Genomic DNA, 20813 nt, shown 5'->3' with positions numbered 1-20813 from the left:
GCCCTCGTCCACCCATCATCCCGCACTCGGTACGGTCTGCGACAAACTGGGGACAGATCGTGAATCTCGGGACCCGAGTCGCGTCGGCCCACGTTTGCCGACTCCCGACATCAATGATGGGCAGCGCACTCCCCGATGGCAAAACGCCGGACTAGGACGTCTCCCGACAACGCCTCCGAAGAGGTCGTCGCTCCCCTCGTTCCCATCGGCGCCCTGGCCGTGGCGCTCCTCGACCTCGTGGCACTGAACAAGCCCCTGATCCACATGGTGCGCGAAACGCACCGGCAGGAGGCCATCGCGGCGATCCTGCGCGCCCTGGCACCCGATCGCAGCGTTGCGATCTACCCGGAATGGGATTGCCTGCCCTTCGACCGGACCTCGCCGTCGCGCGGCGTCATGGGGCAGCGCACGGGCGTGTTGCGCTGGCTCACGGACACCGCCGCCCTGCCCGACATCGTCCTGACGACCGCCCCCGCAATGATCCAGCGGGTTCCACCGCCCGAGACATGGGCGGACGCCCATCTCGAGATCCGCGTCGGCGACGATTTCGACCCGACGGCGATCACCGCGACGTTGCAGCGACTCGGCTACATCCTGGACGACCGGGTCGACGAGCCAGGCGAGGTGGCGGTGTGGGGAAGGACGGTGGACGTGTTCCCCGCCGCCGCGCCGCGCCCCTGCCGGATCGAGCACGAGGACGGCCGCGTCATCGCGATCCGGTCCTACGATCCGGTCTCCCAGCGCTCCCTGGCGGAGGCCGAGCGACTGGTCATCGACCCGGCCACGGAGATCCTTCTGCCGGAGGGATCGGAGAACCAGTTGCGGCCCTTCACCGGTCAGGAGCATCAGCTTCCCCGCTTCTACCCTACGCTCACGACGGTGCTCGACTACGTTCCGGATGCCCGCCTCGTGGTCGAGACCGGCGCCGAACAGCGCGCCGCCGCCTTCTTCGAACAGATCGCCGAAGGGCGCGATGCCGGCGACCGGAACCGTGACCTCGGGGACCTCTATCTCGACCCCCGGAGTTGGACTGCCCTTCAAGAGAAGCGACGCATCGCCACCGCGTCGGCGGACGAATCCGAGGATCTCGCCATTCCGGCCTTCGTGCGGAAGGCCCGTCCGAATGCGGCCCTCGCCGAGACCCTGCGCCAGCATCTCGAAAGCGGAGAACGCATCCTGCTGACGGGACCGGAGGAGCCTCTCGGTCGCCTGATCCGCGTCGCCGAGCGTGTGTTGGGTCGTAAGGCACGAAAGGTGACGAACTGGACGGAGGTTGCCCGTGCCGGGCCCGGTGCGATCCTGGCGCTGGCCGCTCCCATCGAGGCGGGGTTCAGGGTGCCGGGACAGGGTGTCTGTGTCATTGCAGCCGCCGACCTGTTCGGGAGCCGCGCGGCCGCTGCGGCTGAGGGCGAGCCGACGGCGAGCCTTCCTATCGGCGAGGTCGAGCTGCGCTTCGGCGATGTGGCGGTCGATCGTGACAACGGTCTGTGCGTCTTCGAGGGATTGGAGCATGTCGAGACCGGAGCGGAAGGCGGCGAGGACGCCCTGCGTCTGCGTTTTGCCGGAAACGCGATCCTAATGGTCCCGGTCTCCCAGGCCGACCGGATCTGGCGCTACGGCTCGGAGGCCGAGGCGGTGACCCTCGACAAACTCGAAGGCGGGTCCTGGGGGCGTCGGCGTCTCGAAGCCGAGGCCTGCATGGCCAAGGCGGCCCGCATGATGCTCGCCGATGCCGAGGCACGCCGGGAGGTCAAGGCGCCGGTTCTGTCACCCCCGGTCCGGGAGATGGAGCGCTTTGCCGCCGGTTTCGGATTCAACCTCACCGCCGATCAGGCGCGCGCCGTGAACGGGGTGATGGGCGATCTCGCCTCGGGGCGGCCGATGGATCGGCTCGTCTGCGGCGATGTCGGCTTCGGCAAGACCGAGGTGGCCCTGCGTGCCGCCGCCGCCGCGATCTTCGCCGGTCGCCAGGTGGCGGTGGTGGCGCCCACCACCGTGCTGGCTCGCCAGCATGTGCAGACCTTTACCCGGCGTTTCGCCCGCTTCGGCATCGAGGTCGCCCATCTCTCCCGGCTCGTCACGCCGGCCGAGGCGAAGCGCGTGAAAGCGGGGCTCGCCGACGGCAGCATCCGCCTCGTCGTCGGCACCCATTGCCTCACCGCCAAGGGCGTCGGTTTCGCCGATCTCGGCCTCGTGGTGATCGACGAGGAGCAGCGCTTCGGGACCAAGATGAAGCAGGCGCTCCGCAACACGGCGGGGGACGGTCACGTCCTCACGCTCACGGCGACGCCGATCCCCCGCACCCTGCAATCCGCCCTCGTCGGACTGCAATCCCTCAGCGTCATCGCCACGCCGCCCGCGGTGCGCCAGCCCATCCGTACGGTGATCGCGCCGTTCGACGCAGATGGCCTGCGGGACGCGCTCCTGCGCGAGCATCGACGGGGCGGACAGAGCTTCGTCGTCTGCCCGCGGATCGAGGATATCGGCCCCATGGCGGAGCGTCTCGCCAAGCTCGTCCCCGACCTGCGCACGATGATCGCCCATGGCGAGCTCAAGGCGGCGGACATGGACGACGTGATGGTGCGCTTCGCCGATGGCGAGGGCGACGTGCTGCTGGCGACCAGCATCATCGAGAGCGGCCTCGACGTGCCCCGCGCCAACACGATGCTGGTCTGGGATGCGGAGCGTTTCGGCCTGTCGCAGCTGCATCAGCTGCGGGGCCGGGTCGGTCGCGGCCAACGTCGTGGCGTCGTCTACCTCCTCCACCAGCCGGAGAAGCCCCTGAGCCCGGCGACGGAGAAGCGGCTGCGCACCTTGGAGGCCCTCGACCGGCTCGGTGCCGGTTTCGCCATCAGCGCCCGCGACCTCGACTTGCGCGGGGCCGGCGATCTCGTGGGTGAGAACCAGGCCGGCCATGTTAAGCTGATCGGGCTCGGCTTGTATCAGCACCTTCTGCATCTCGCCTTGCGGGCCGCGAAGGGCGAGACCGCCGAGGATTGGACCCCCGAGATCCGGATCGGTCTCTCCGGCGGCGTGCCTGCGGATTACGTACCGGAGCCGGAAGTGCGCCTGAGCCTCTATACGCGGCTCCTGCGCCTGACGACCGCCGACGAGGTCGAGGCGCTCCGCCACGAGGTTGCGGACCGGTTCGGCCCGCCGCCGGAGGCGTTCGAGGCCCTCGTCACCCTGGCCCGGCTCCGGGTCGGGTGCCGCACGCTCGGAATCGCGCGGTTGAGCGGAGGCCCCCAAGGTCTCGCGGCGGATTTCCGTGCCAACGCGCCGCCGATCCTGCTGCCGGTCAACGCGCATATCGAGCGCCGCGACCGCCGCGTGCTCCTGCGGGCGCAGTGCGAGGATGCCGTCGAGCGCGGCCATCTTGGCGCCCGCCTCCTCGAACGCCTGCAGGAGGCCAGCGCCCGGCGCCCGGCCAAGGAGGGAAGGAGCGGATCCTCGCCGATGCGGAAGGCCGGGTGAGATCGGGGGGCTCGGACGGGAAGCGTCATCGCTTGCCCCGAGGCGTCTGAAGGAGGACGCCTCGGGGCAAGCTGCGGCGGATCATTCTCGCCGGGCCACGTCGTGACGACGATGGTGGGGCCGGGCGAGGCCGAGATTCTCGCGGAGCGTGGTCCCTTCGTATTCCGTTCGGAACAGTCCGCGCCGCTGCAATTCGGGGATCACCAGCGTGGCGAAATCGTCGAGCCCGCCGGGGAGCGTCGGGGGCATGATGTTGAACCCGTCGGCGCCATAAGCTTCGAACCGCTCCTGGAGGGCGTCGGCGATCCGGGCGGGTGTTCCGATGAGGGTCCAGTGGCCCCGAGCGCCGGCGATGCGGAGGTAGAGCTCGCGGATGGTCAGGCCTTCGCGCCGGGCGATGGTGACGAGAAGGTCCTGCCGGCTCTTGCCGCCCTCCGTCCCGTTGGCCGGCGGAACCGGCGCATCGTCGGAATAGCCGGAGAGGTCGAGCCCCGCGAGTTGTTCCAGCAGCGAGCGGCCGACGACGGGGTGGATCAGCTCCTGCAACGCGCCGTACTTGTCCTCGGCCTCAGCCATCGTGCGGCCCACCACCGGAAAAGCGCCCGGCAGGATCTTGAGTGAGTCGGGCTCGCGGCCGTGCCGGCCGAGCCGGCCCTTCACGTCGGCGTAGAAGGCGGTCGCATCGTCCAGGGTCGCCTGGGCGGTGAAGATCACCTCGGCGGTCCGGGCCGCCAATGCCTTGCCGGCCTCCGAGGAGCCCGCCTGCACGACGACCGGATGGCCCTGCGGCGGACGGGGCACGTTGAGCGGGCCACGCACGGAAAAATGCTCGCCCTCATGGCCGAGCACGTGCAGCTTGGCCGGATCGAAGAAGCGGCCCTCGTCGCGGTCACGGACGAAGGCGTCGTCCTCGAACGTGTCCCAGAGGCCGGCGACCACGTCCACGAATTCCTCGGCGCGGGCGTAGCGGCTCGCATGGGCGAGATGGCTGTCGCGGCTGAAATTGTAGGCCTCGCGCGGGTCCGCCGAGGTGACGAGGTTCCAGCCCGCCCGGCCGCCGCTGAGATGGTCCAGGGAGGCGAACTTGCGCGCCACGTGGAACGGCTCGTTGTAGGTCGTGGAGGCGGTGGCCACGAGGCCGATGCGCTCCGTCACCGCCGAGAGGTGGGAGAGCAGGGTGAGCGGCTCGAACTGTCCGACATAACGGATCGCCGTGCGGCTCAGGGCGTCGATGTCGTCGCCGCGGATGCTCACCCCGTCGGCGAGGAAGATCAGGTCGAACTTCGCCGCCTCGGCCACCTTGGCGAGGCGCCGGTAATGGGCGGGGTCGATCCCCGCATCCGCCTGTGACGAGGGGTGCCGCCACGCCGCGACGTGGTGCCCGCCCGGATAGAGGAAGGCACCGAGGCGCATCGTGTCCCGGCGACGTGACATGGGTCTGTCCTTGATCTCTCGTTCCAATGGGCTTGCTTGGCAGGGGGCGCTTCAGGCCGAGCCGACCCGGTATTGACGCGGCGGGGCGGTGCCGTTCACCGCGAAATTGCCCACCGCCCGGTCGCGGTAGATCCGGGGATTGTGCGAGGCGATGGTGCGGGCGTTGCGCCAGTGCCGGTCGAGGCCGAGACCGCTCTTCACCGCCGAGGCGCCGAGCGCATCGAACAGGGTCGTGGTGGCTTCGAGAACGAGATTGGTGACCACGGTCACCGCCTGGTTCACCTCGATGTCGGCGATACCCGCCGCATGGTCCGCCGCTTCTCCGTTGCGGTGAATGTCGTAGGTCCGCTGCAGGGACTCCGCCGCCTTGAGGACGATGGCGCCCGCCGCGTAGGCCGCGCCGCGGACGCGCCCGACCACTTGTTGGATCTGGGGATCGTCGCCGGCCCGGCTGCCGTTGCCGTGGCTGTAGACCCGCTTGCGCTCGGCCACGAGCCGCGACACGTCGAGGGCGGCCGAACGGCCGATGCCGGCCAAAGTCGCCAGATGGACGAGCTGGAAGAACCCCATCGCGTAGGGGAACCGCTCCGGATCGGGCTTGATGAGCTCCGGCCCGATGAGGACGTCCGTGAAGATCGCCGTGCCGCTCGCGGTGAGCGACTGGCCGAAACCGTCCCAATCGTCGACGATCTCGACACCCGGCGCCCGCGCCGGCACGGCCGCCACCAGGGACGCGCCCGCCTCGTCCTGGGCCGAGACGTGGATCCAATCGGCGAAGAGCGAACCGGTGGTGTAGAATTTCCGGCCGTTGAGCAGCCATTGCCCGCCCTGCGGCCGCAGTACCGTATCGAACTGCCCGACCTTGGCCTCGCCCGTCTCGGACACGCCGCTGCCGACGGTCTGGCGATCGCCGATCCGGGCGGTCCAGCGCGCCCGCCATTCCGGCGAGGACGAGCACAGCATGTCCTCCGTGAAGCCGAAATGCGCGCGCAGGGCGTTGGTGACGTTGGGGTCGGCCTGGGACAACTCGATGAGGAGGTTGAACAATTCGGGCAGGCTCGCGCCGTGGCCGCCCTCTTCGCGTGCGAGGCGCAGGGTCGTGAAGCCCGCCTGTTTCAGCCAGTCGATTTCGTCATGGGGGAGCGTGTGCGCGAGATCGCGGGTGATGGCGGTGGCGCGGATGCGTGCGAAGACCGGCCGGAAACCGGCCGCGAGCGCCTCGTAGCCTGCGCTCGGTCCCGCGCCCCATCCCGCTTCCGTCTGAGACATTCCGTCGATCCCGTGCCTGTGATGCCGTGACGCCGAAGGGGCTCGCGCTCGATGCCCCCCGGCCTCATGGTCGTCCTGATCGTCAATCCGGGCAGGGCAGACAAGTATAAATTATGATCAGATGTGCGATTTGGAGATGTTATGCTCTAATCAATCGTAAAATAGACGATGTATGCTTGGAAGGGATGATCGTTGAAAGATCATTCTTGTTGACCGGGTCCGGTCTCCGGCTAGGCTCATGCGCCTGAAGGCCTCCCGCATCGCGTGAACGAGGCCTCTCTTCCCCATCGCACGATACCGTCGCCCCGGATTGCCTGGATCTGTCATGAGCCCACGCCGCGAATTGAGGCTGAACGCCTTCGAGATGGGGGCGCCGGGCCATACCTGGGCCGGGCTGTGGCGGCACCCGCGCGACGCGGCGGCGCGTTACAATACCCTCGATTACTGGGTGTCGCTGGCCCGCACCGCCGAGCGCGGCCTGTTCGACGGGATCTTCCTCGCCGACGTGGTCGGGGTCTACGACGTCTACGGCGCCAGCCCGGCCACCGCCCTCGCCCGGGCGGCGCAGGCTCCGAACCTCGACCCGTTCCTGCTGGTGCCGGCGATGGCCCATGCCACGACGCATCTCGGCTTCGGGGTCACGGCGAACCTCACTTACGAACACCCCTACACCTTCACCCGCCGGCTCTCGACCCTCGATCACCTCACCAATGGGCGGATCGGCTGGAACGTCGTCACCGGTTACTTGGAGAGTGGCGCACGCGGCATGGGCCTGCCCCAGGCCCGCGAACACGATGCGCGCTACGATGCCGGCGAGGATTTCCTGGAGGCCGCCTACAAGCTCTGGGAGGGAAGCTGGGAGGACGGCGCGGCCCTGCGCGACCGGGCGAGCGGTCTGTTCACGCAGCCGGACCGGGTCCACCGCGTCACCCATGACGGGCCGAGCTACCGGGTCGATGGGCAGCATCTCAGCGAGCCGTCGCCTCAACGGACGCCCGTGCTCTACCAGGCCGGTGCCTCGTCGCGCGGACGTCTCTTCGCCGCCCGCCATGCCGAGAGCATCTTCCTCAACGGCCAGACCAAGGCCATCGCGGGCAAGGCCGTGCGCGCCACGCGGCAGGCGGCGAAGGAAGCGGGCCGCGATCCCTACGACATCCGGATGTTCGTCGGGGCCACCGTGATCGTCGCCCCAACCCGCGCCGAGGCGTTCGATCTGCGCGACGAGTACGCGCAATATCTCGACGTGGAGGGCCAGCTCGCCCTCGTCTCCGGCTGGACCGGAATCGACCTGTCCGAACTCGATGCCCATGAGGGGCTCGCCTACGTCAAGACCAATGCCATGCAGTCCTTGCTGGAGAACCTAACGCTGCCCGGCGAACGCCCCTTCACCCGCGCCGATTTCGCCGAGTTCGGCCCGCGCGGGGCGAGGGCCCCCTTCATCGTCGGATCGCCCTCGGACGTCGCCGACGCGCTGCTGTCCTGGGCCGACGAGGCCGATATCGACGGATTCAATCTCACCCGCGCCGTCGCGCCCGAGACGATCGAGGCCTTCGTCGATCTCGTCGTGCCCGAGTTGCAGGACCGGGGCGCGTTCAAGACGCGGTATCGCGAAGGCACGCTCCGCGAAAAGCTATTCCCGGAGGGCGGCGCCACCCTGAAGGCGACCCATCCGGGTGCCCGCTTCCGCCAGTCCGGCAGCGAGGCGCGCGCCTCCGCCGCCTGACGGCTCCCTCTCCCCTCCCCGATCACAGGCTTCCACGATGCCCCCGCTCCGTACCCGCCGCAGCCTCCTCGGCTTCGCGGCTGTCCTCTTCGCTCTGGCGACCGGCCCCGCCTCTGCGGAAAAACCCCTGCGCATCGGTGCGACGCCGGGGCCGGTGGGGCAGACCCTGGCCTTCGCCGCCGATCTCGCCCGCAAGCAGGGGCAGAATGTCGAGATCGTCGAGTTCACCGATTGGGTGACGCCCAACGAGGCCGTGGCCTCGGGTGATATCGACGCCAACCTGTTCCAGCACGTGCCCTACCTTCAGAACGCGATCCGCTCGCGGGGCTACAAGCTGGTGGCGGTGGAGGGCGCCATGGTCCTGCCCGTGGGCCTGTTCTCGAAGACGGTGACCAGCCTCGACACGGTCCCCGACGGCGCTTCGGTCGCCATCGCCAACGATCCCGTCAACGCGGCGCGGGGCTTGCGCCTGCTCGAGACTGCCAAGCTGATCACGTTGAAGCCGGGCGTCGGCGACGAGGCCTCCGTCGCCGACATCGTCGCCAATCCGAAGCGCCTGCGGATCATCGAACTCGAAGCGGCGCAATTGCCGCGTGCGATGGACGACGTGACCTTGGCGCAGGTGAGCTTCACCTACCTGATCGCCGCCGGCGGCGACCCCAAGACCTCCCTCATCACCGACGGGGCCGGGGATCGGCGCTACACGCTGAGCTTCGTCGCGCGGCCCGACAATCGCGACGATCCGCGTCTCACCGCCTTCATCCGCAGCTTCCGGTCGGCGCCGGTGCGGGACTACATCGAGCAGACCTACAAGGGCTTCCTCGAGCCGGTCTGGTAGCGCGGTCGCCGACTCAAACTCCCGTCCCGACCCGTTTCTTCAAGCGCGCGCCGGCCGCCCGGAGCCCTGCGCTACGCTCGATGGCGGACGCGCCGGCACGCCCGAACAGGAAGGATCACTATGCCCCTGAACCGTCGCGCCCTGCTGGGCGGCACCCTTGCTCTGCTGACGGCCTCCACGGCCCGGGCCGCGACACCCCTCAAGGTGGTCGCCTCCTCGGTGCCGCATGCCGAGATCCTGACCTATGTGCAGGACAAGCTCGCTCCGGACCTGCCCCTGCGGATCATCGAGATCAGCGGCGATATCCGCCCGAACCGCCTCGTTCTCGATGGCGATGCCGACGCCAACTTCTTCCAGCACGTGCCGTATCTGCGCAGCGAGGAGGCCGAGCTCGGCACTCGCTTCGCCGTGACCGCGAACGTGCATGTGGAGCCGCTCGGGCTCTATTCGCGCCGCGCCCGCAGCCTCGCCGACCTGCCGAAGGGGGCGACCGTCGCCCTGTCGAACAACGTCACCAATTTCAGCCGGGGGCTGAGGTTGCTGCAGGAGAACGGCCTCATCCGTCTCCGGCCCGGCGGCGACGGCACCTTCGCCACGGCCGGCGACATCGCCGAGAACCCGAAATCCTTCAGCTTCATCGAGGTGGCGCCGCCGCAATTGCCGCGCTCCCTCGACGACGTCGCCCTGGCGGTCATCAACGGCAACTACGCCCTCGAATCCGGCCTCGACCCGGCTAAGGATTCCCTCGGGCTGGAACGGGCGGAGGGCAACCCCTACGCCAACGTGCTGGTGACGACCCAGGCCCTGGCCCAGGATGCACGCATCCAGACGCTCTCCTCCCTCCTGCAATCGGCGGAGGTCGCGGGATTCATCCGCGTGCGCTATCGCGGCGCGGTGATCCCGGTAAGAGGCGCCTGACTGGCGTGCGCCGGCACATCGGGGCGGATATTGGCGGTGAACCCGTCCCGGTTCGGCAACCGCACCTTCGGCAGGGAGGCGGCATCGAGTTCGGCTTCCTCCGGCAGGATGCCGTTGAGATGCAGGATATAGGCGCTGAGGGCGTAGGTCTCGTCGGCGCTCAGGGATTGCGGTGCGTCGTAGGGCATGGCGCGGCGGATATAGTCGAACAGGGTGGTGGCATGGGGCCAGAAGCTGCCCACCGTCCGCACCGGCTTGCCCGTCGCGAGGCTGCCCTGGCCGCCCACGAGCCTGTCGGCGGATGCACCCTCCCCTTGCGCCCCGTGGCAGGCGGCGCAGCGCGCGCCGAACAGGGCCTCGCCCTGGCGCACGCTGCCATGGCCGGCGGGCAGGCCCTGCCCGTCGGCACGCACGTCGATATCCCACAGGGCGAGGATCCTTTGGCTCGCCGGCTGCCCAATCGCCAGAGGGCCGAGCCCGTTGCCAGGGAGGGAGACGGGCCCGGACGGGTCCGCCAGGGCGGCGCCCGTCACCATCAGGCAGGGGAGAAGGCCGAGGCCGCTAAACCGCATGGCTCACGTTTCCTCCGGCGGCGACACGCCAGCCGGCGATCGCATTGTTGTGGTAGAAGGATTGGGTGCCCCGGACGGAGAGCAGCGCCTCACGCGGTGGCTGGACGTAGCCCGTCTCGTCGGTGGCCCGGCTGAGGAGGTGCGCGGGGCCGCCCTCCCAGCGCCAGGGGAGCCGGAACCGGGTAAGGCATCTGGGCAGGATCGGACCCTCCAGAACGGCTGCCTGCCAGTGCGCGCCGCCATCGGTGGAGACCTCGACGCCCGCGATGCGGCCGCGTCCCGTCCAGGCGAGACCGCGGATCTCGCGAAAGCCGGGGCTTCGCAACTGCTCGCCACCGGAGGGTGAGGTGATGACGGATTTCGCCTCCATCGCGAACGTGAACTGCCGTGCCGACCCATCCGGCATCAGGTCGGTGTATTTCGAGGTTTCCTCGCGCGTCTGGAACGGCTGGTCTCCGACCTTGAGCCGGCGCAGCCATTTGATGCTGAGGTTGCCCTCGACCCCCGGCACGAACAGCCGCAGCGGGTAGCCCTGTTCCGGGCGGAGCCGCTCGCCATTCTGGGCATAGGCCAGGATCGCACCGTCGCGTGCGAGATCGAGGGGAATGCTCCGGGTCATCCCGGCCGCGTCCGCGCCTTCCGCAAGGATCCAGGCGGCGCCCGGCTTCACGCCGACCTCATCGAGCAGAGTCGCCAATTCGACCCCGGTCCATTCGGCGCAGGAGAGGAGCCCGTGACTGTCTTGGAGGGTCCAGGTCGGTTTGGCGCCGAGCCAGGGCGTATTGCCCGAGCATTCGAGGAAGTGGATGCGCGAGACCGAGGGCATCCGCACCAGATCGTCCATGGTCAGGACGAGCGGGCGTTCCACGAGGCCGTGGATCGCGAGCCGGTGGCGCTCCGGGTCGATGGCTGGAACGCCTGCGTGATGACGTTCGAAATGCAGACCGTTGGGCGTGATGATGCCATGCAGGTGCTGGAGCGGCGTGCCGGTGGATGCGGCTCCCGGAAAGGTCGGCGGCGTCCGCGACTTCCGGCCCAGAACTTCGTAGGGCGATGGCCGTCCATAGGGCGGCGATGCGGACGGCGCGCCGGGCGTACGGCTCCATTCGGGAACGGCCAGGGGATCGCCGGCATCGAGGGCCTGCGCGGCCGACGCGATGCCGATCCCGCCCGCCGCGCCACCGGCCAGCCGAAGGAAGCCGCGCCGGCTCGATGACCGGCGCGGTTCACGCATGATATCAAACGACATGAAAACGGAGTCCGAATGGGCGTTCGTCAAAGAACGCGAAGCATAAGGTCATGGGATTAAGAGCCGTGCAAAGGCACTGCCGCCTTTGCCGATCTCGAAGCATTAAAGCGTAATCGTCCCCTGTATTCAATAAAATGAAATTCTGAACACTCTCAAAAATTCGATAGCATCTTCTATCGAGCGGGTGTCTGACGGGGTGATTTTCGTGGGTCCGGCCTGCGCGGTCGAATAGTGCTGCCGAAGGGGGCCGCAGCGTGTTGGCTCGCGGAAATCGGTGCTTGGAAGTCCTGCTGCGAGAGCCGGGTCGAGTGGGCGGATGGAGGATCCTTCCCTTCCGGTGCGAATACGGGGATCGTTCTCTTCCAATCGACGATCGATTTGATAACCGTTTTTATTGAGCGTCCGAAGTATAAGATGTAGGAATACATCTTCGATCCTAGTCATTCTGGCGATCCTGCATGGGCGATGCGTGTGCAGGTCCAAAGGGTTCGTTGCGTGTCGTCAGTTCATCATGATAGCCCCGGCGATGCCGTACCGCCGCCGCCGGAAGTGCTGATCCGTTTCGAGCAGGTGGCGAAGACCTACGTCACCCGCGACGGCGTCGATGTCTCCGCGCTGAGTGGGATCGACCTCTCGGTGGCGGCGGGTTCGGTGCTGGGGGTGATCGGCCGGTCGGGCGCCGGAAAATCGAGCCTGATCCGTCTGATCAATGGGCTGGAACGCCCCAGCGCCGGGACGATCAAGGTCGGGGATGCCGAGGTCTCGTCCCTCGACGAGCGCGCGCTGCGCCACGTGCGCCGTCGCATCGGCATGATCTTCCAGCATTTCAACCTGCTCTCGTCCCGCACCGTCTCGGGCAACATCGCCCTGCCGCTGGAGATCGAAGGGCGCGGCAGGGCCGCGAGCCGCGCCCGTGTCGGGGAGTTGCTGGCCCTGACCGGGCTGGAGGATCAGCGCGACCGCTATCCCGCCGAACTCTCGGGTGGGCAGAAGCAGCGGGTCGGCATCGCCCGCGCGCTGGCCACCGGACCGAGTGTGCTCCTCTCCGACGAGGCCACCTCCGCCCTCGATCCAGAGACCACGCGGTCGATCCTGGCGCTCCTGCGCCGGATCAATCGCGAGCTCGGCCTCACCATCGTGCTCATCACCCATGAAATGTCGGTGATCCGCGCCGTGGCGGATCGCGTCGCCGTGCTGGAGGCGGGCCGTATCGTCGAGCAGGGCGACGTGTTCGAGGTCTTCACCCGTCCGCAGGCGGAGATCACCCGGACACTCCTGGCCGGGGAGATGGGGCTGGCCTTGCCGGCCGGGCTTCGCGCCGAGATCGACACCCAGCCGATTCCCGGCGGCACGGCGGTTCTGCGGATCGCCTTTCGCGGAGCTCACGCCAGCGACCCGATCATCGCGCGGCTCGCGCGCGAGACCGGCATCGAGGCCAACATCCTGTCCGGCACCGTCGACGAGATCGCCGGACAGCCATTCGGCTCACTGACGGTGGGCCTGCCCGCGGGGCCGGATGTCGTCGGGCGCGCACGTGCGTTCCTCGACGCCCATGGTCTCGTCTCCGATCTCCTCGGCTACCTGCCGGCTCGCAGCGTGGAGGCTCGCCGTGTCGCCTGAAATGATCCGCCTGCTGCTCCAGGCGACCGGTGACACCCTCGCCATGGTGGCCGTCGCGGCTTGTCTCGGAACCCTGTTCGGCTTGCCGCTCGGGATCTTCCTGGCGACCAGCCGGCGCGGGGAATTGCTCGCCGCACCGTGGCTCAACGGCATCCTGGGTCTCGTCGTCAACGCCACCCGCTCGACACCCTTCATCATTCTGGTGGTGGCCATCATCCCGTTCACGCGCCTCATCGCCGGCACCTCCATCGGCCTATGGGCCGCCACGGTGCCGCTGACGGTGGCGGCGACCCCCTTCATCGCCCGTCTCGTGGAGGCAGCGATCCGCGAGGTCGATTCCGGGCTCGTGGAGGCGGCGCGCGCCTTCGGTGCCGGCCCACTCACCATCATCCGCAAGGTGCTGATCCCGGAGGCGCTACCCGGCATCCTCCTCGGCCTGACCCTCGCGGTGGTGTCGCTGCTCGGCTATTCGGCCATGGTCGGCGCCGTCGGCGGTGGGGGATTGGGCGATCTCGGCATCCGCTATGGCTACCAGCGCTTTCGCCCTGAGATGATGCTCGCCGTCGTCGTCGTGCTGATCGTACTGGTCCAGGCGGTGCAGACCATCGGCGAGCGTTTCGCCGCTCGTCTCAACCGACGTGTCCGCCGGGCATGATCCGGCCCCCGTGCCGATCGGGCGAGATCGATCCGGCACATGAGTTGGTGTGGCGGGGACGGTGACCGGCCTTGCATCCGACAAGCTGCCCTCCGTGTCCCATAAAACGAACGACTGTGGGGATGGTATGAACCGACAACCTCCAGCTTACGACTGAAGTGCTGGAAATATCCTTCTTACTATCGACGAAAGCTGGATAGCTACTAAAGTCTACGCGTTCCAGAGACGGATCATCTCCATCCGCTGTTCTATAAAGAGAACGATTTCATTGACGCGGCGAGCGCCGCCAAGCAAATTTGCAGGCGCCTTTCACGTCCCGGCTCCGCATTCCGCGCCCGAATTCGACAGCAGGTTCCCCATGACGACCCGACGCATGTCCCTCTCGCGCCGCAAGGCCGCGTCCCTTTTCGGCGGGCTCGCCCTGTCCCTGGTGGCCGCGGGCCATGCTGCGGCCGGCGAAGGCCAATTGCGCATCGCCAAGCAATTCGGTGTCGTCTACCTGCTCCTCAACGTGGTCGAGGATCAGAAGCTCATCGAGAAGCACGGCAAGCAGGCGGGCCTCGATATCAAGGTGGACTACGTCCAGCTCTCCGGCGGCTCGGCGGTCAACGACGCCCTCCTGTCCGGCAATATCGAGATCGCCGGTGCCGGGGTCGGCCCGCTTTTCACCCTCTGGGACCGCACCAGGGGGCGGCAGAACGTCAAGGGCGTCGCGTCCCTGGGCAACTTCCCCTACTATCTCGTCACCAACAATCCGGACGTGAAGACCATCGCCGACTTCACGGAGAAGGACCGTATCGCGGTTCCCGCCGTCGGCGTCTCGGTTCAGTCGCGCATCCTGCAACTGGCATCGGCGAAGCTTTGGGGCGACAAGGACTTCGCCAAACTCGACAAGATCAGTGTCGCCGTCCCGCATCCCGAGGCCACCGCCGCGATCATCAAGGGCGGCACGGAGATCTCGGGCCATTTCGGCAACCCGCCCTTCCAAGAGCAGGAACTGGCCGAGAACCCGAAGGCCCGGATCGTCCTCAATTCCTATGACGTGCAGGGCGGGCCGGCCTCCTCCACCGTGCTCTACGCCACGGAGAAATTCTACAAGGATAGCCCGAAGACCTACAAGGCGTTCCTGAGCGCGCTCGATGAAGCCGCGACGTTCATTACCGAGAACCCGGAGAAAGCCGCCGACATCTATATTCGGATCAACAACAGCAAGCTCGACCCGGCTCTCCTGACGAAGATCATCAAGAACCCTGCGGCGACCTTCAAGGTGAAGCCGGAAAACACGATCGGCCTCGGCAAGTTCATGCACCGGGTCGGCGCGATCAAGGCCGAGCCATTGGCCATCGGCGACTACTTCTTCGACGATCCGCGCATCAGCAGCGGCAGCTGAGGCGGCACGCCATGAGTTTCGCAGCCCACCGTTCCGACTTTGCCATCGCCGAACATCCCGAATCCCGCGCGCGGGGTTCCATCCGGCGTGAAGACGCGCGCGCCCGTTCCCCGATCGCGGCCGAGGCATCGCCGCTTTTGCGGATCAAGGGTGTGACCCTCGAATACCGCACGCCGGAGCGGGTGGTGCGCGCCACCCATCGCATCGATCTCGACATCCACCAGGGGGATCGCTTTGTCTTGCTGGGGCCGTCGGGCTGCGGCAAGTCCACCCTGCTCAAGGCGGCTGCGGGCTTCATTCGCCCCGTCGAGGGCGAGATCACCCTCGACGGCGTGCCCGTGCGCGAGCCGGGACCCGACCGGATCGTGGTGTTTCAGGAATTCGACCAGTTGCCGCCCTGGAAGACGGTGGCCCAGAACGTCGCCTTCCCCTTGCGCGCGGCACGGGCGCTGGGACGGCGCGAAGCGATGGAGCGGGCCCGCCACTACATCGACAAGGTCGGGCTGACGCCCTTCGCCGAGAGCTACCCGCACCAGCTCTCGGGCGGCATGAAGCAGCGCGTGGCGATCGCCCGGGCGCTCGCGATGCAGCCGAAGGTCCTGATGATGGACGAGCCCTTCGCGGCTCTGGATGCCCTGACCCGGCGCCGGATGCAGGAGGAGTTGCTGTCCCTCTGGGACGAGGCCCCCTTCACCCTTCTCTTCGTCACCCATTCCATCGAGGAGGCCCTGGTGGTCGGGAACCGGGTGGCGCTGCTCTCGCCCCATCCGGGCCGGGTGCGGGCCGAGTTCAACAGCCATGCTTTCGATCTGACCAGCATCGGGAGCCACGATTTTCAGGACGCGGTGCAGCGACTGCACAGCCGCCTGTTCGAGGCCGCACCCGAAAGCCGCGCATCCACGGAGGTTTCGGCATGAGCAATGCCAGTCTCGCGGGCCGGCCCCTCGTGCCGCCGATCCGCCCGGAATACGACCATGTGCTCGCCCCCTTCGTGGAAGCCCCGGTGGAACGGGTGCTGCCGTTCTCGACCCGGCTCTGGCAGCAGGATTGGCTCCGCAAGGGCCTGATCATCGTCGCCCTGATCCTCCTCTGGGAGGGGTTGGCGCGGTGGCAGGACAACGACCTGCTGCTGCCCGGCTTCGGCGCCACGATGGCGGCCCTGTTCGATGGTTTGGTGAACGGCGAATTGCTGGATCGGGTACGGATCTCGCTCGTCGTGCTGCTGCAGGGCTATGTCTGCGGGATCGTCCTGGCCTTCCTGCTGACGACGCTGGCCGTCTCGACCCAGTTCGGCCGCGACCTGCTCTCGACCCTGACGGCGATGTTCAATCCGCTGCCGGCGATCGCATTGCTGCCGCTGGCCCTGCTCTGGTTCGGCCTCGGTTCCGGCAGTCTGATCTTCGTCCTCATCCATTCGGTGCTGTGGCCGATGGCGCTCAACACCTATGCGGGCTTTCAGGGCGTGCCCGAAACCTTGCGCATGGCCGGGCGCAATTACGGCCTGCGCGGCCCGTCCTATGTGATTCAGATCCTCATCCCCGCCGCCCTGCCGGCGATCCTGTCCGGCCTCAAGATCGGATGGGCTTTCGCCTGGCGTACCTTGATCGCGGCGGAGCTCGTCTTCGGCGCCTCCTCGGGGCGCGGCGGTCTCGGCTGGTACATCTTCCAGAACCGCAACGAACTCTACACCGACCGCGTCTTCGCCGGCCTCGTCCTCGTCGTCGTCATTGGCCTCGTTGTCGAGAACATCGTGTTCGCGGCCTTCGAGCGGCTCACCGTGCGGCGCTGGGGCATGGCGCGATGATCTGATCGACGGTGGAGGCTCGATGCGCAGCCGTCAGGGCTGAGCGAGATGGGGGCGGATGATCGTCAGCATTCGCTCGGCCGAGGTGCCCGGCGGGAAGAAGCCGAGATAGGCCCCCGACCGGTCCATCAGGTAGATGAAGGCCGAGTGGTCGATCGTCCTGTCACCATTCACTCCCACGCCCGTTTCGAAGAACACCCGGTAGGCATCGGCAGCCTGACGGATCGCCGCCGGTCCTCCCGTCAGGCCCACGAGCCGGGGCGAGAAGTTCGGCACGTATTCGGCGAGATGCGCGACCGTGTCCCGCTCCGGATCGAGGGTAATGAACAGCGGCTGGACCGCCTCCGACTCCGCGCCCAGCAGGGTGAGGGCGCGGGCGATCTCCATGAGGTCGGTCGGGCAGATATCGGGACACGAGGTGTAGCCGAAATAGACGAGGAGGAGCTTGCCGCGAAAGTCGGCCTCCGTGCGCCTGCGCCCCTCGTGATCGACGAGACTGAAGGGCCCGCCCACCGGCTCGCGGTTCCACATCAGCACGTCCATCAACTCCGCAGCCGAGCGTCGCGCCGGCTCCGCGCCACGAGCCGGCACCATGGCGTGCCAGGCCAGGAGCGACAGGAACAGCGCCGCGGCTGCGGACCTACGCACCGAAGGTGAGACGGCTGCCCGTGGTCGGCACGATCACGTTGGCGGGCATCTGCGCCTGGGCTTCCAGCGCGAAGTTGAGGCCGCTGCAATGCATGGGAATGACCACGTCGGGATCGAGCTTTCGGATCTCGGCCACGATCTGGGTGAGATAGTCTTTCGACGCCGGCCCGAGATGGAACCCGCCGACGATGGCATGGACCTTCTCGACACCCGAGACGGCCTGGGCCTGACGGACCGAATTGACGATTCCCACATGGCCGCAGGAACTGATGACGACGAGGCCCTTGCCCTTCACGTTGAAGCAGGTGGCGTGTTCGTGGACATGCTCGTCGGGAATGATTTGCCCCTGTAGTTCAGCCGGCGAATAGTGGGTGGCATCGCAGCCGAGACCGTCCTTGATGCCGCGTTCCACGAAGGTGTTGGGCAGGATGCGCTCGATGGAGGAGCGCTTGATCTGACCCGTGGTGAAGGCATGGCCGGCCACCACCGTGGGTGTCTCGCACAGGACTGTCCTGATCTTCTGCGCCGTCAACTCACGCCGGTCGAGCTGGCCGAAATCCGTGAACTGCCCCTGCACCTTGCTCGGGCTGACGCGGTGACAGAAATTGTCCTCGCCGCCGGCATAGAGCGTCAGATCCGCGGGCAGGGATGCGCGGTACTTGTCCAGGAACCCGTTGAGGCCGCCGTAATGATCGTGATGGCCGTGGCTGACGATGAGGGCGTCGATCTTGGACGGGTCGACCTTCAGGATCTCGATGTTGTTCAGCAACGCATCGGGGCTGTAGCCAAAATCGAGCAGGATCGTGCGTGCCTCGTCCGCGCGCCGCGATTCCGCGAACAGCGACAGGCCCCATTGGTTGTGCAGAACCTTGCGGTAATCGCTGCCGCGCCCGTTCCCGGGTGGCTGGTGGACGACACCCTGAACCGTCGCGGGCTTGAGGAACTGATCGTGGGACGAGTCGATCAAGACGCGCAAGCTCAGCGTGTCGACCGTCGGTATCTCGATCGTCGCGGCATTCGCGATCTCGATACACGAAAACCCGGCCGTTGCGGTCGCGGCAAGAGCCGCCGAGGCCTTCAGAAAGCCACGCCTGCCGATCTCTCGGGCCATCCCATCCTCCTCGACGCCGACGCGTCACGGCTCCTGCTCTGTATACATTATAGTCGAGCTTTTCGGGATGGGTTTGCTCTATTTCAGGATCGTGAGAGAAGGATGTCTCGTATTCGGCGACATCGGTGAAGCTCTGTTCCCGTGGGATACTTCGTCCGAGGTGGTGCGTCTGCTCAGTGCGCCGCAAGATCGTCGGCATCGTGCCGGTATGCTTGTCGCAAACCTTATCCGTCTCGCAGGTCCTTCAAACTCCAGCACCCCATCGGACACGAGCGAAGCAAGGCGGACCGGCCGCCTCGCGATCGCCGCCTAACCAGCCATTGCCGAAGCGTTTTCGGCCCGATCCGGGCGGGACCAGAACCGGGGCGATTCCCGGTCGAGAATGGATCGAGTCCAGGTGCAGGGACCGGCCAGGAGCGGGCCCGCCTGGCCCGCCCCTGGACTCGCTCGGCTCAGTTTGTCATGGCCGCGGCCGCTGCGGCCAATCCCCAGCGTACCAATTCTTCAGCGTCCGCGGCCGATCCCGCCTCCGCGTAGCAGCGCAGTTCGGGCGCATTGCCGGACGGACGAAAATGGATCGTCCGGCCGCCGTCGAGTTCGACCCTGACGCCGTCCTGTTCATCCACGCCCTGGGGCGTACCGATCGGGCGGAAGAATTCCCCGCGGAACGAGTCCTGACCGAGTTGGCGCAGCAACGCGCCGCTTCGCTCTGCGGGCGTATTGGGAAGACGATCGCTCGCCGTCTCGCCGACATTCAGCGACGTGACGAGTTCAGCGAGGGTCAGGCGGGCTTCCTGCGCGGCCGCCAATGTCGCCACGATCGGAAGGATCGCATCACGCGTCGGCAGGGCCAGCAGTGTCTTGCCATCGATGACGACGTCCGAGCCAAGGAGGAACCCGCCATTGGCCTCGAAACCGACGACGGTGCTCGCGCCTTCGCTCTTCGCCCGGTCCATCCCGGCAATGACGAAGGGAGAGCCGACCTTGGTGCGCAACACGCTCCGGAACCCGCCCGCATGCTCGATCGCCGAGCCCGCCGTGACCGGCACCACCACCGTGTCGACGCCGAGGTAGCGAGCGGTGATCAGCCCGAGAACGTCTCCCCGCACGATTCTGCCGGCGGCATCCGCGAGCAGCGGGCGGTCCGCATCGCCATCGGTCGTCACGAGCGCGTCGAAGCCGCCCGACGCCATGGCATCGCGGATGAACGCGATATCCTCGGGACGGTGTGCTTCCGTGTCGATCGGAATGAAGCTGTCGGAGCGGCCGATCGGTACGATGTCAGCCCCGAGCGCGGCCAGCACGTCGGCGAGGAGGTCCCGCGCGACCGAGCTCTGCTGATAGACCGCGATCCTTTGACCAGCCAGGATGGTCGGTGCGAAGGCATCGGTATAGCGCTGCCGGTAGCGGTCGATGGCGCCAGGCTCCTGAATGGCTGAATCGGCCTTCGGCATGTCCCCGGCCTTGGTGATGTCGCCCAGGGCGGCGAGGATGGCGACCTCGTCGGTCTTGGTGATCTCTCCATCGGGCCGGTAGAATTTCAGGCCGTTGCGATCCGACGGGATGTGACTGCCTGTGACCATGACGGCGCAGGCCCCGCGCCGGATCGCTTCCAGGGCGAGAGCCGGGGTCGGTAGCGCGCCGCAATCGTACACGCTGAACCCGGCCGCCGCGGCGGCATTTGCCACCGTGGCTGCGATCCCCGCGCTGCTGTCACGCAGATCCCGCCCGATGACGACGATCCGTTCGGACGCGCCCTCGCCAGCCGTCGCGGCGACCGAGCGGAAGAACGCGCTGGCATAGGCGTAGCTCGGCCATCCTACGAGGTCCGTCACCAATCCGCGCAGGCCGCTGGTTCCGAATTTCAGACTGCTCATGAGCTTTCCACTTGCAAAGGGCGTGACCGCGCGCCGAGCGTTGCGGTAAACCCCGCTTCTAAGTGGGTTGCGCCGTCGTCTCAAATGGCAGGCTGGTCCTTTGCGCAACTTTTGGTCGCCCCATTCGGAGGGTGCGGTCCGGAGCGGGGTTCCGAAGGGGCTCCACCTCACGATTGGGCTCGCTCGGGCGAGCATCGTCCGGGGCACTGGAGGTCGGATCAGAGCATGGAT

At 67.4% G+C, this 20813-nt stretch carries 16 protein-coding genes; 9 read left to right on the top strand and 7 right to left on the bottom strand.

Translation table 11 applies throughout. From position 1 onward, the window contains the following. The first annotated feature begins 135 nt into the window (after positions 1–135). Positions 136–3474 (top strand): DEAD/DEAH box helicase, encoded by a 3339-nt coding sequence (locus ASF32_RS06590; RefSeq protein ID WP_056425218.1) that lies wholly within the window; start codon positions 136–138, stop codon positions 3472–3474. An 81-nt stretch (positions 3475–3555) separates the two neighbouring features. Here ASF32_RS06590 and ASF32_RS06585 read toward each other — a convergent pair whose 3' ends face one another. Continuing rightward, positions 3556–4908, bottom strand: coding sequence for an LLM class flavin-dependent oxidoreductase (locus ASF32_RS06585; RefSeq protein ID WP_056425215.1), 1353 nt, complete (start codon positions 4906–4908; stop codon positions 3556–3558). 51 nt (positions 4909–4959) lie between these two features. Then, entirely contained in the window at positions 4960–6177 is a 1218-nt protein-coding gene (locus tag ASF32_RS06580) for an acyl-CoA dehydrogenase family protein (RefSeq protein ID WP_056425212.1), read from the bottom strand. Between the two features lie 325 nt (positions 6178–6502). Here ASF32_RS06580 and ASF32_RS06575 point away from each other — a divergent pair, with 325 nt between their 5' ends. The 3 genes from ASF32_RS06575 (at position 6503) to ASF32_RS06565 (ending at position 9656) form a co-directional block, all read left to right on the top strand. Then, positions 6503–7900 carry an LLM class flavin-dependent oxidoreductase gene (locus ASF32_RS06575; protein WP_056425209.1) on the top strand — a complete coding sequence of 466 codons (1398 nt, stop codon included), beginning with the start codon at positions 6503–6505 and terminating at the stop codon, positions 7898–7900. A 37-nt stretch (positions 7901–7937) separates the two neighbouring features. Beyond that, positions 7938–8738, top strand: coding sequence for a MetQ/NlpA family ABC transporter substrate-binding protein (locus ASF32_RS06570; RefSeq protein ID WP_056425207.1), 801 nt, complete (start codon positions 7938–7940; stop codon positions 8736–8738). Positions 8739–8858: 120 nt separating this feature from the next. Continuing rightward, positions 8859–9656 carry a MetQ/NlpA family ABC transporter substrate-binding protein gene (locus ASF32_RS06565; RefSeq protein ID WP_056425204.1) on the top strand — a complete coding sequence of 266 codons (798 nt, stop codon included), beginning with the start codon at positions 8859–8861 and terminating at the stop codon, positions 9654–9656. Here ASF32_RS06565 and ASF32_RS06560 read toward each other — a convergent pair. Together ASF32_RS06560 and soxC are read right to left on the bottom strand one after the other, a co-directional pair. Further along, the gene (locus tag ASF32_RS06560) at positions 9620–10228 is read right to left on the bottom strand and encodes a cytochrome c (RefSeq protein WP_082490375.1); all 609 of its coding nucleotides are present in this window, start codon (positions 10226–10228) and stop codon (positions 9620–9622) included. The two genes, ASF32_RS06565 and ASF32_RS06560, sit on opposite strands and share 37 nt — an antisense overlap. After that, positions 10218–11477 (bottom strand): sulfite dehydrogenase, encoded by a 1260-nt coding sequence (gene soxC / locus ASF32_RS06555; protein WP_244483601.1) that lies wholly within the window; start codon positions 11475–11477, stop codon positions 10218–10220. The genes ASF32_RS06560 and soxC overlap by 11 nt, the downstream gene beginning before the upstream one ends. A 495-nt stretch (positions 11478–11972) precedes the next feature. On the opposite strand from soxC, the gene ASF32_RS06550 reads away from it, so the two are divergent. The 5 genes from ASF32_RS06550 to ASF32_RS06530 all read left to right on the top strand — a co-directional run bounded on the left by ASF32_RS06550 (position 11973) and on the right by ASF32_RS06530 (position 16946). Further along, the gene (locus ASF32_RS06550; RefSeq protein ID WP_056425202.1) at positions 11973–13097 is read left to right on the top strand and encodes a methionine ABC transporter ATP-binding protein; all 1125 of its coding nucleotides are present in this window, start codon (positions 11973–11975) and stop codon (positions 13095–13097) included. Further along, complete coding sequence (locus ASF32_RS06545) at positions 13087–13752, top strand: methionine ABC transporter permease (RefSeq protein WP_056425199.1); 666 nt, start codon at positions 13087–13089, stop codon at positions 13750–13752. The genes ASF32_RS06550 and ASF32_RS06545 overlap by 11 nt, the downstream gene beginning before the upstream one ends. A gap of 358 nt (positions 13753–14110) precedes the next feature. After that, positions 14111–15142 carry an ABC transporter substrate-binding protein gene (locus ASF32_RS06540; protein WP_056425196.1) on the top strand — a complete coding sequence of 344 codons (1032 nt, stop codon included), beginning with the start codon at positions 14111–14113 and terminating at the stop codon, positions 15140–15142. Positions 15143–15153: 11 nt separating this feature from the next. Further along, positions 15154–16059, top strand: a complete 906-nt coding sequence (locus ASF32_RS06535; RefSeq protein ID WP_056425190.1) for an ABC transporter ATP-binding protein — start codon at positions 15154–15156, stop codon at positions 16057–16059. Beyond that, positions 16056–16946 carry an ABC transporter permease gene (locus tag ASF32_RS06530; RefSeq protein ID WP_056425186.1) on the top strand — a complete coding sequence of 297 codons (891 nt, stop codon included), beginning with the start codon at positions 16056–16058 and terminating at the stop codon, positions 16944–16946. Before ASF32_RS06535 ends, ASF32_RS06530 begins: the two co-directional genes overlap by 4 nt. Before the next feature lie 33 nt (positions 16947–16979). Here the strand turns inward: ASF32_RS06530 and ASF32_RS06525 are convergent, their stop codons facing one another. The 3 genes from ASF32_RS06525 to ASF32_RS06515 all read right to left on the bottom strand — a co-directional run bounded on the left by ASF32_RS06525 (position 16980) and on the right by ASF32_RS06515 (position 20582). Further along, a complete protein-coding gene (locus tag ASF32_RS06525) occupies positions 16980–17540 on the bottom strand; it encodes an SCO family protein (protein WP_056425470.1) in 561 nt (186 codons plus the stop codon). Between the two features lie 46 nt (positions 17541–17586). Beyond that, entirely contained in the window at positions 17587–18705 is a 1119-nt protein-coding gene (locus ASF32_RS06520) for an MBL fold metallo-hydrolase (RefSeq protein ID WP_056425184.1), read from the bottom strand. Positions 18706–19157: 452 nt separating this feature from the next. Continuing rightward, positions 19158–20582: a phosphomannomutase gene (locus ASF32_RS06515; RefSeq protein ID WP_056425182.1), complete on the bottom strand. Its 1425-nt coding sequence runs from the start codon at positions 20580–20582 to the stop codon at positions 19158–19160. Between the last annotated feature and the right edge of the window lie 231 nt (positions 20583–20813).

It is taken from the genome of Methylobacterium sp. Leaf91 (assembly GCF_001422815.1).
In the GTDB taxonomy this organism is placed as follows: Bacteria; Pseudomonadota; Alphaproteobacteria; order Rhizobiales; family Beijerinckiaceae; genus Methylobacterium.
Note: the sequence above shows the minus strand (reverse complement) of the source record. Positions and strands in the feature narration are given on the sequence as shown.

What these genes read in the sequence shown, in the direction of transcription:
- ASF32_RS06580 (WP_056425212.1), bottom strand. Translation starts at nt 6,177, where the DNA reads ATGTCTCAGACGGAAGCGGGATGGGGCGCGGGACCGAGCGCAGGCTAC.
- ASF32_RS06585 (WP_056425215.1), bottom strand. Translation starts at nt 4,908, where the DNA reads ATGTCACGTCGCCGGGACACGATGCGCCTCGGTGCCTTCCTCTATCCG.
- ASF32_RS06590 (WP_056425218.1), top strand. Translation starts at nt 136, where the DNA reads ATGGCAAAACGCCGGACTAGGACGTCTCCCGACAACGCCTCCGAAGAG.
- ASF32_RS06570 (WP_056425207.1), top strand. Translation starts at nt 7,938, where the DNA reads ATGCCCCCGCTCCGTACCCGCCGCAGCCTCCTCGGCTTCGCGGCTGTC.
- ASF32_RS06515 (WP_056425182.1), bottom strand. Translation starts at nt 20,582, where the DNA reads ATGAGCAGTCTGAAATTCGGAACCAGCGGCCTGCGCGGATTGGTGACG.
- ASF32_RS06560 (WP_082490375.1), bottom strand. Translation starts at nt 10,228, where the DNA reads ATGCGGTTTAGCGGCCTCGGCCTTCTCCCCTGCCTGATGGTGACGGGC.
- ASF32_RS06535 (WP_056425190.1), top strand. Translation starts at nt 15,154, where the DNA reads ATGAGTTTCGCAGCCCACCGTTCCGACTTTGCCATCGCCGAACATCCC.
- soxC (WP_244483601.1), bottom strand. Translation starts at nt 11,477, where the DNA reads ATGTCGTTTGATATCATGCGTGAACCGCGCCGGTCATCGAGCCGGCGC.
- ASF32_RS06525 (WP_056425470.1), bottom strand. Translation starts at nt 17,540, where the DNA reads ATGGTGCCGGCTCGTGGCGCGGAGCCGGCGCGACGCTCGGCTGCGGAG.
- ASF32_RS06575 (WP_056425209.1), top strand. Translation starts at nt 6,503, where the DNA reads ATGAGCCCACGCCGCGAATTGAGGCTGAACGCCTTCGAGATGGGGGCG.
- ASF32_RS06530 (WP_056425186.1), top strand. Translation starts at nt 16,056, where the DNA reads ATGAGCAATGCCAGTCTCGCGGGCCGGCCCCTCGTGCCGCCGATCCGC.
- ASF32_RS06540 (WP_056425196.1), top strand. Translation starts at nt 14,111, where the DNA reads ATGACGACCCGACGCATGTCCCTCTCGCGCCGCAAGGCCGCGTCCCTT.
- ASF32_RS06565 (WP_056425204.1), top strand. Translation starts at nt 8,859, where the DNA reads ATGCCCCTGAACCGTCGCGCCCTGCTGGGCGGCACCCTTGCTCTGCTG.
- ASF32_RS06520 (WP_056425184.1), bottom strand. Translation starts at nt 18,705, where the DNA reads ATGGCCCGAGAGATCGGCAGGCGTGGCTTTCTGAAGGCCTCGGCGGCT.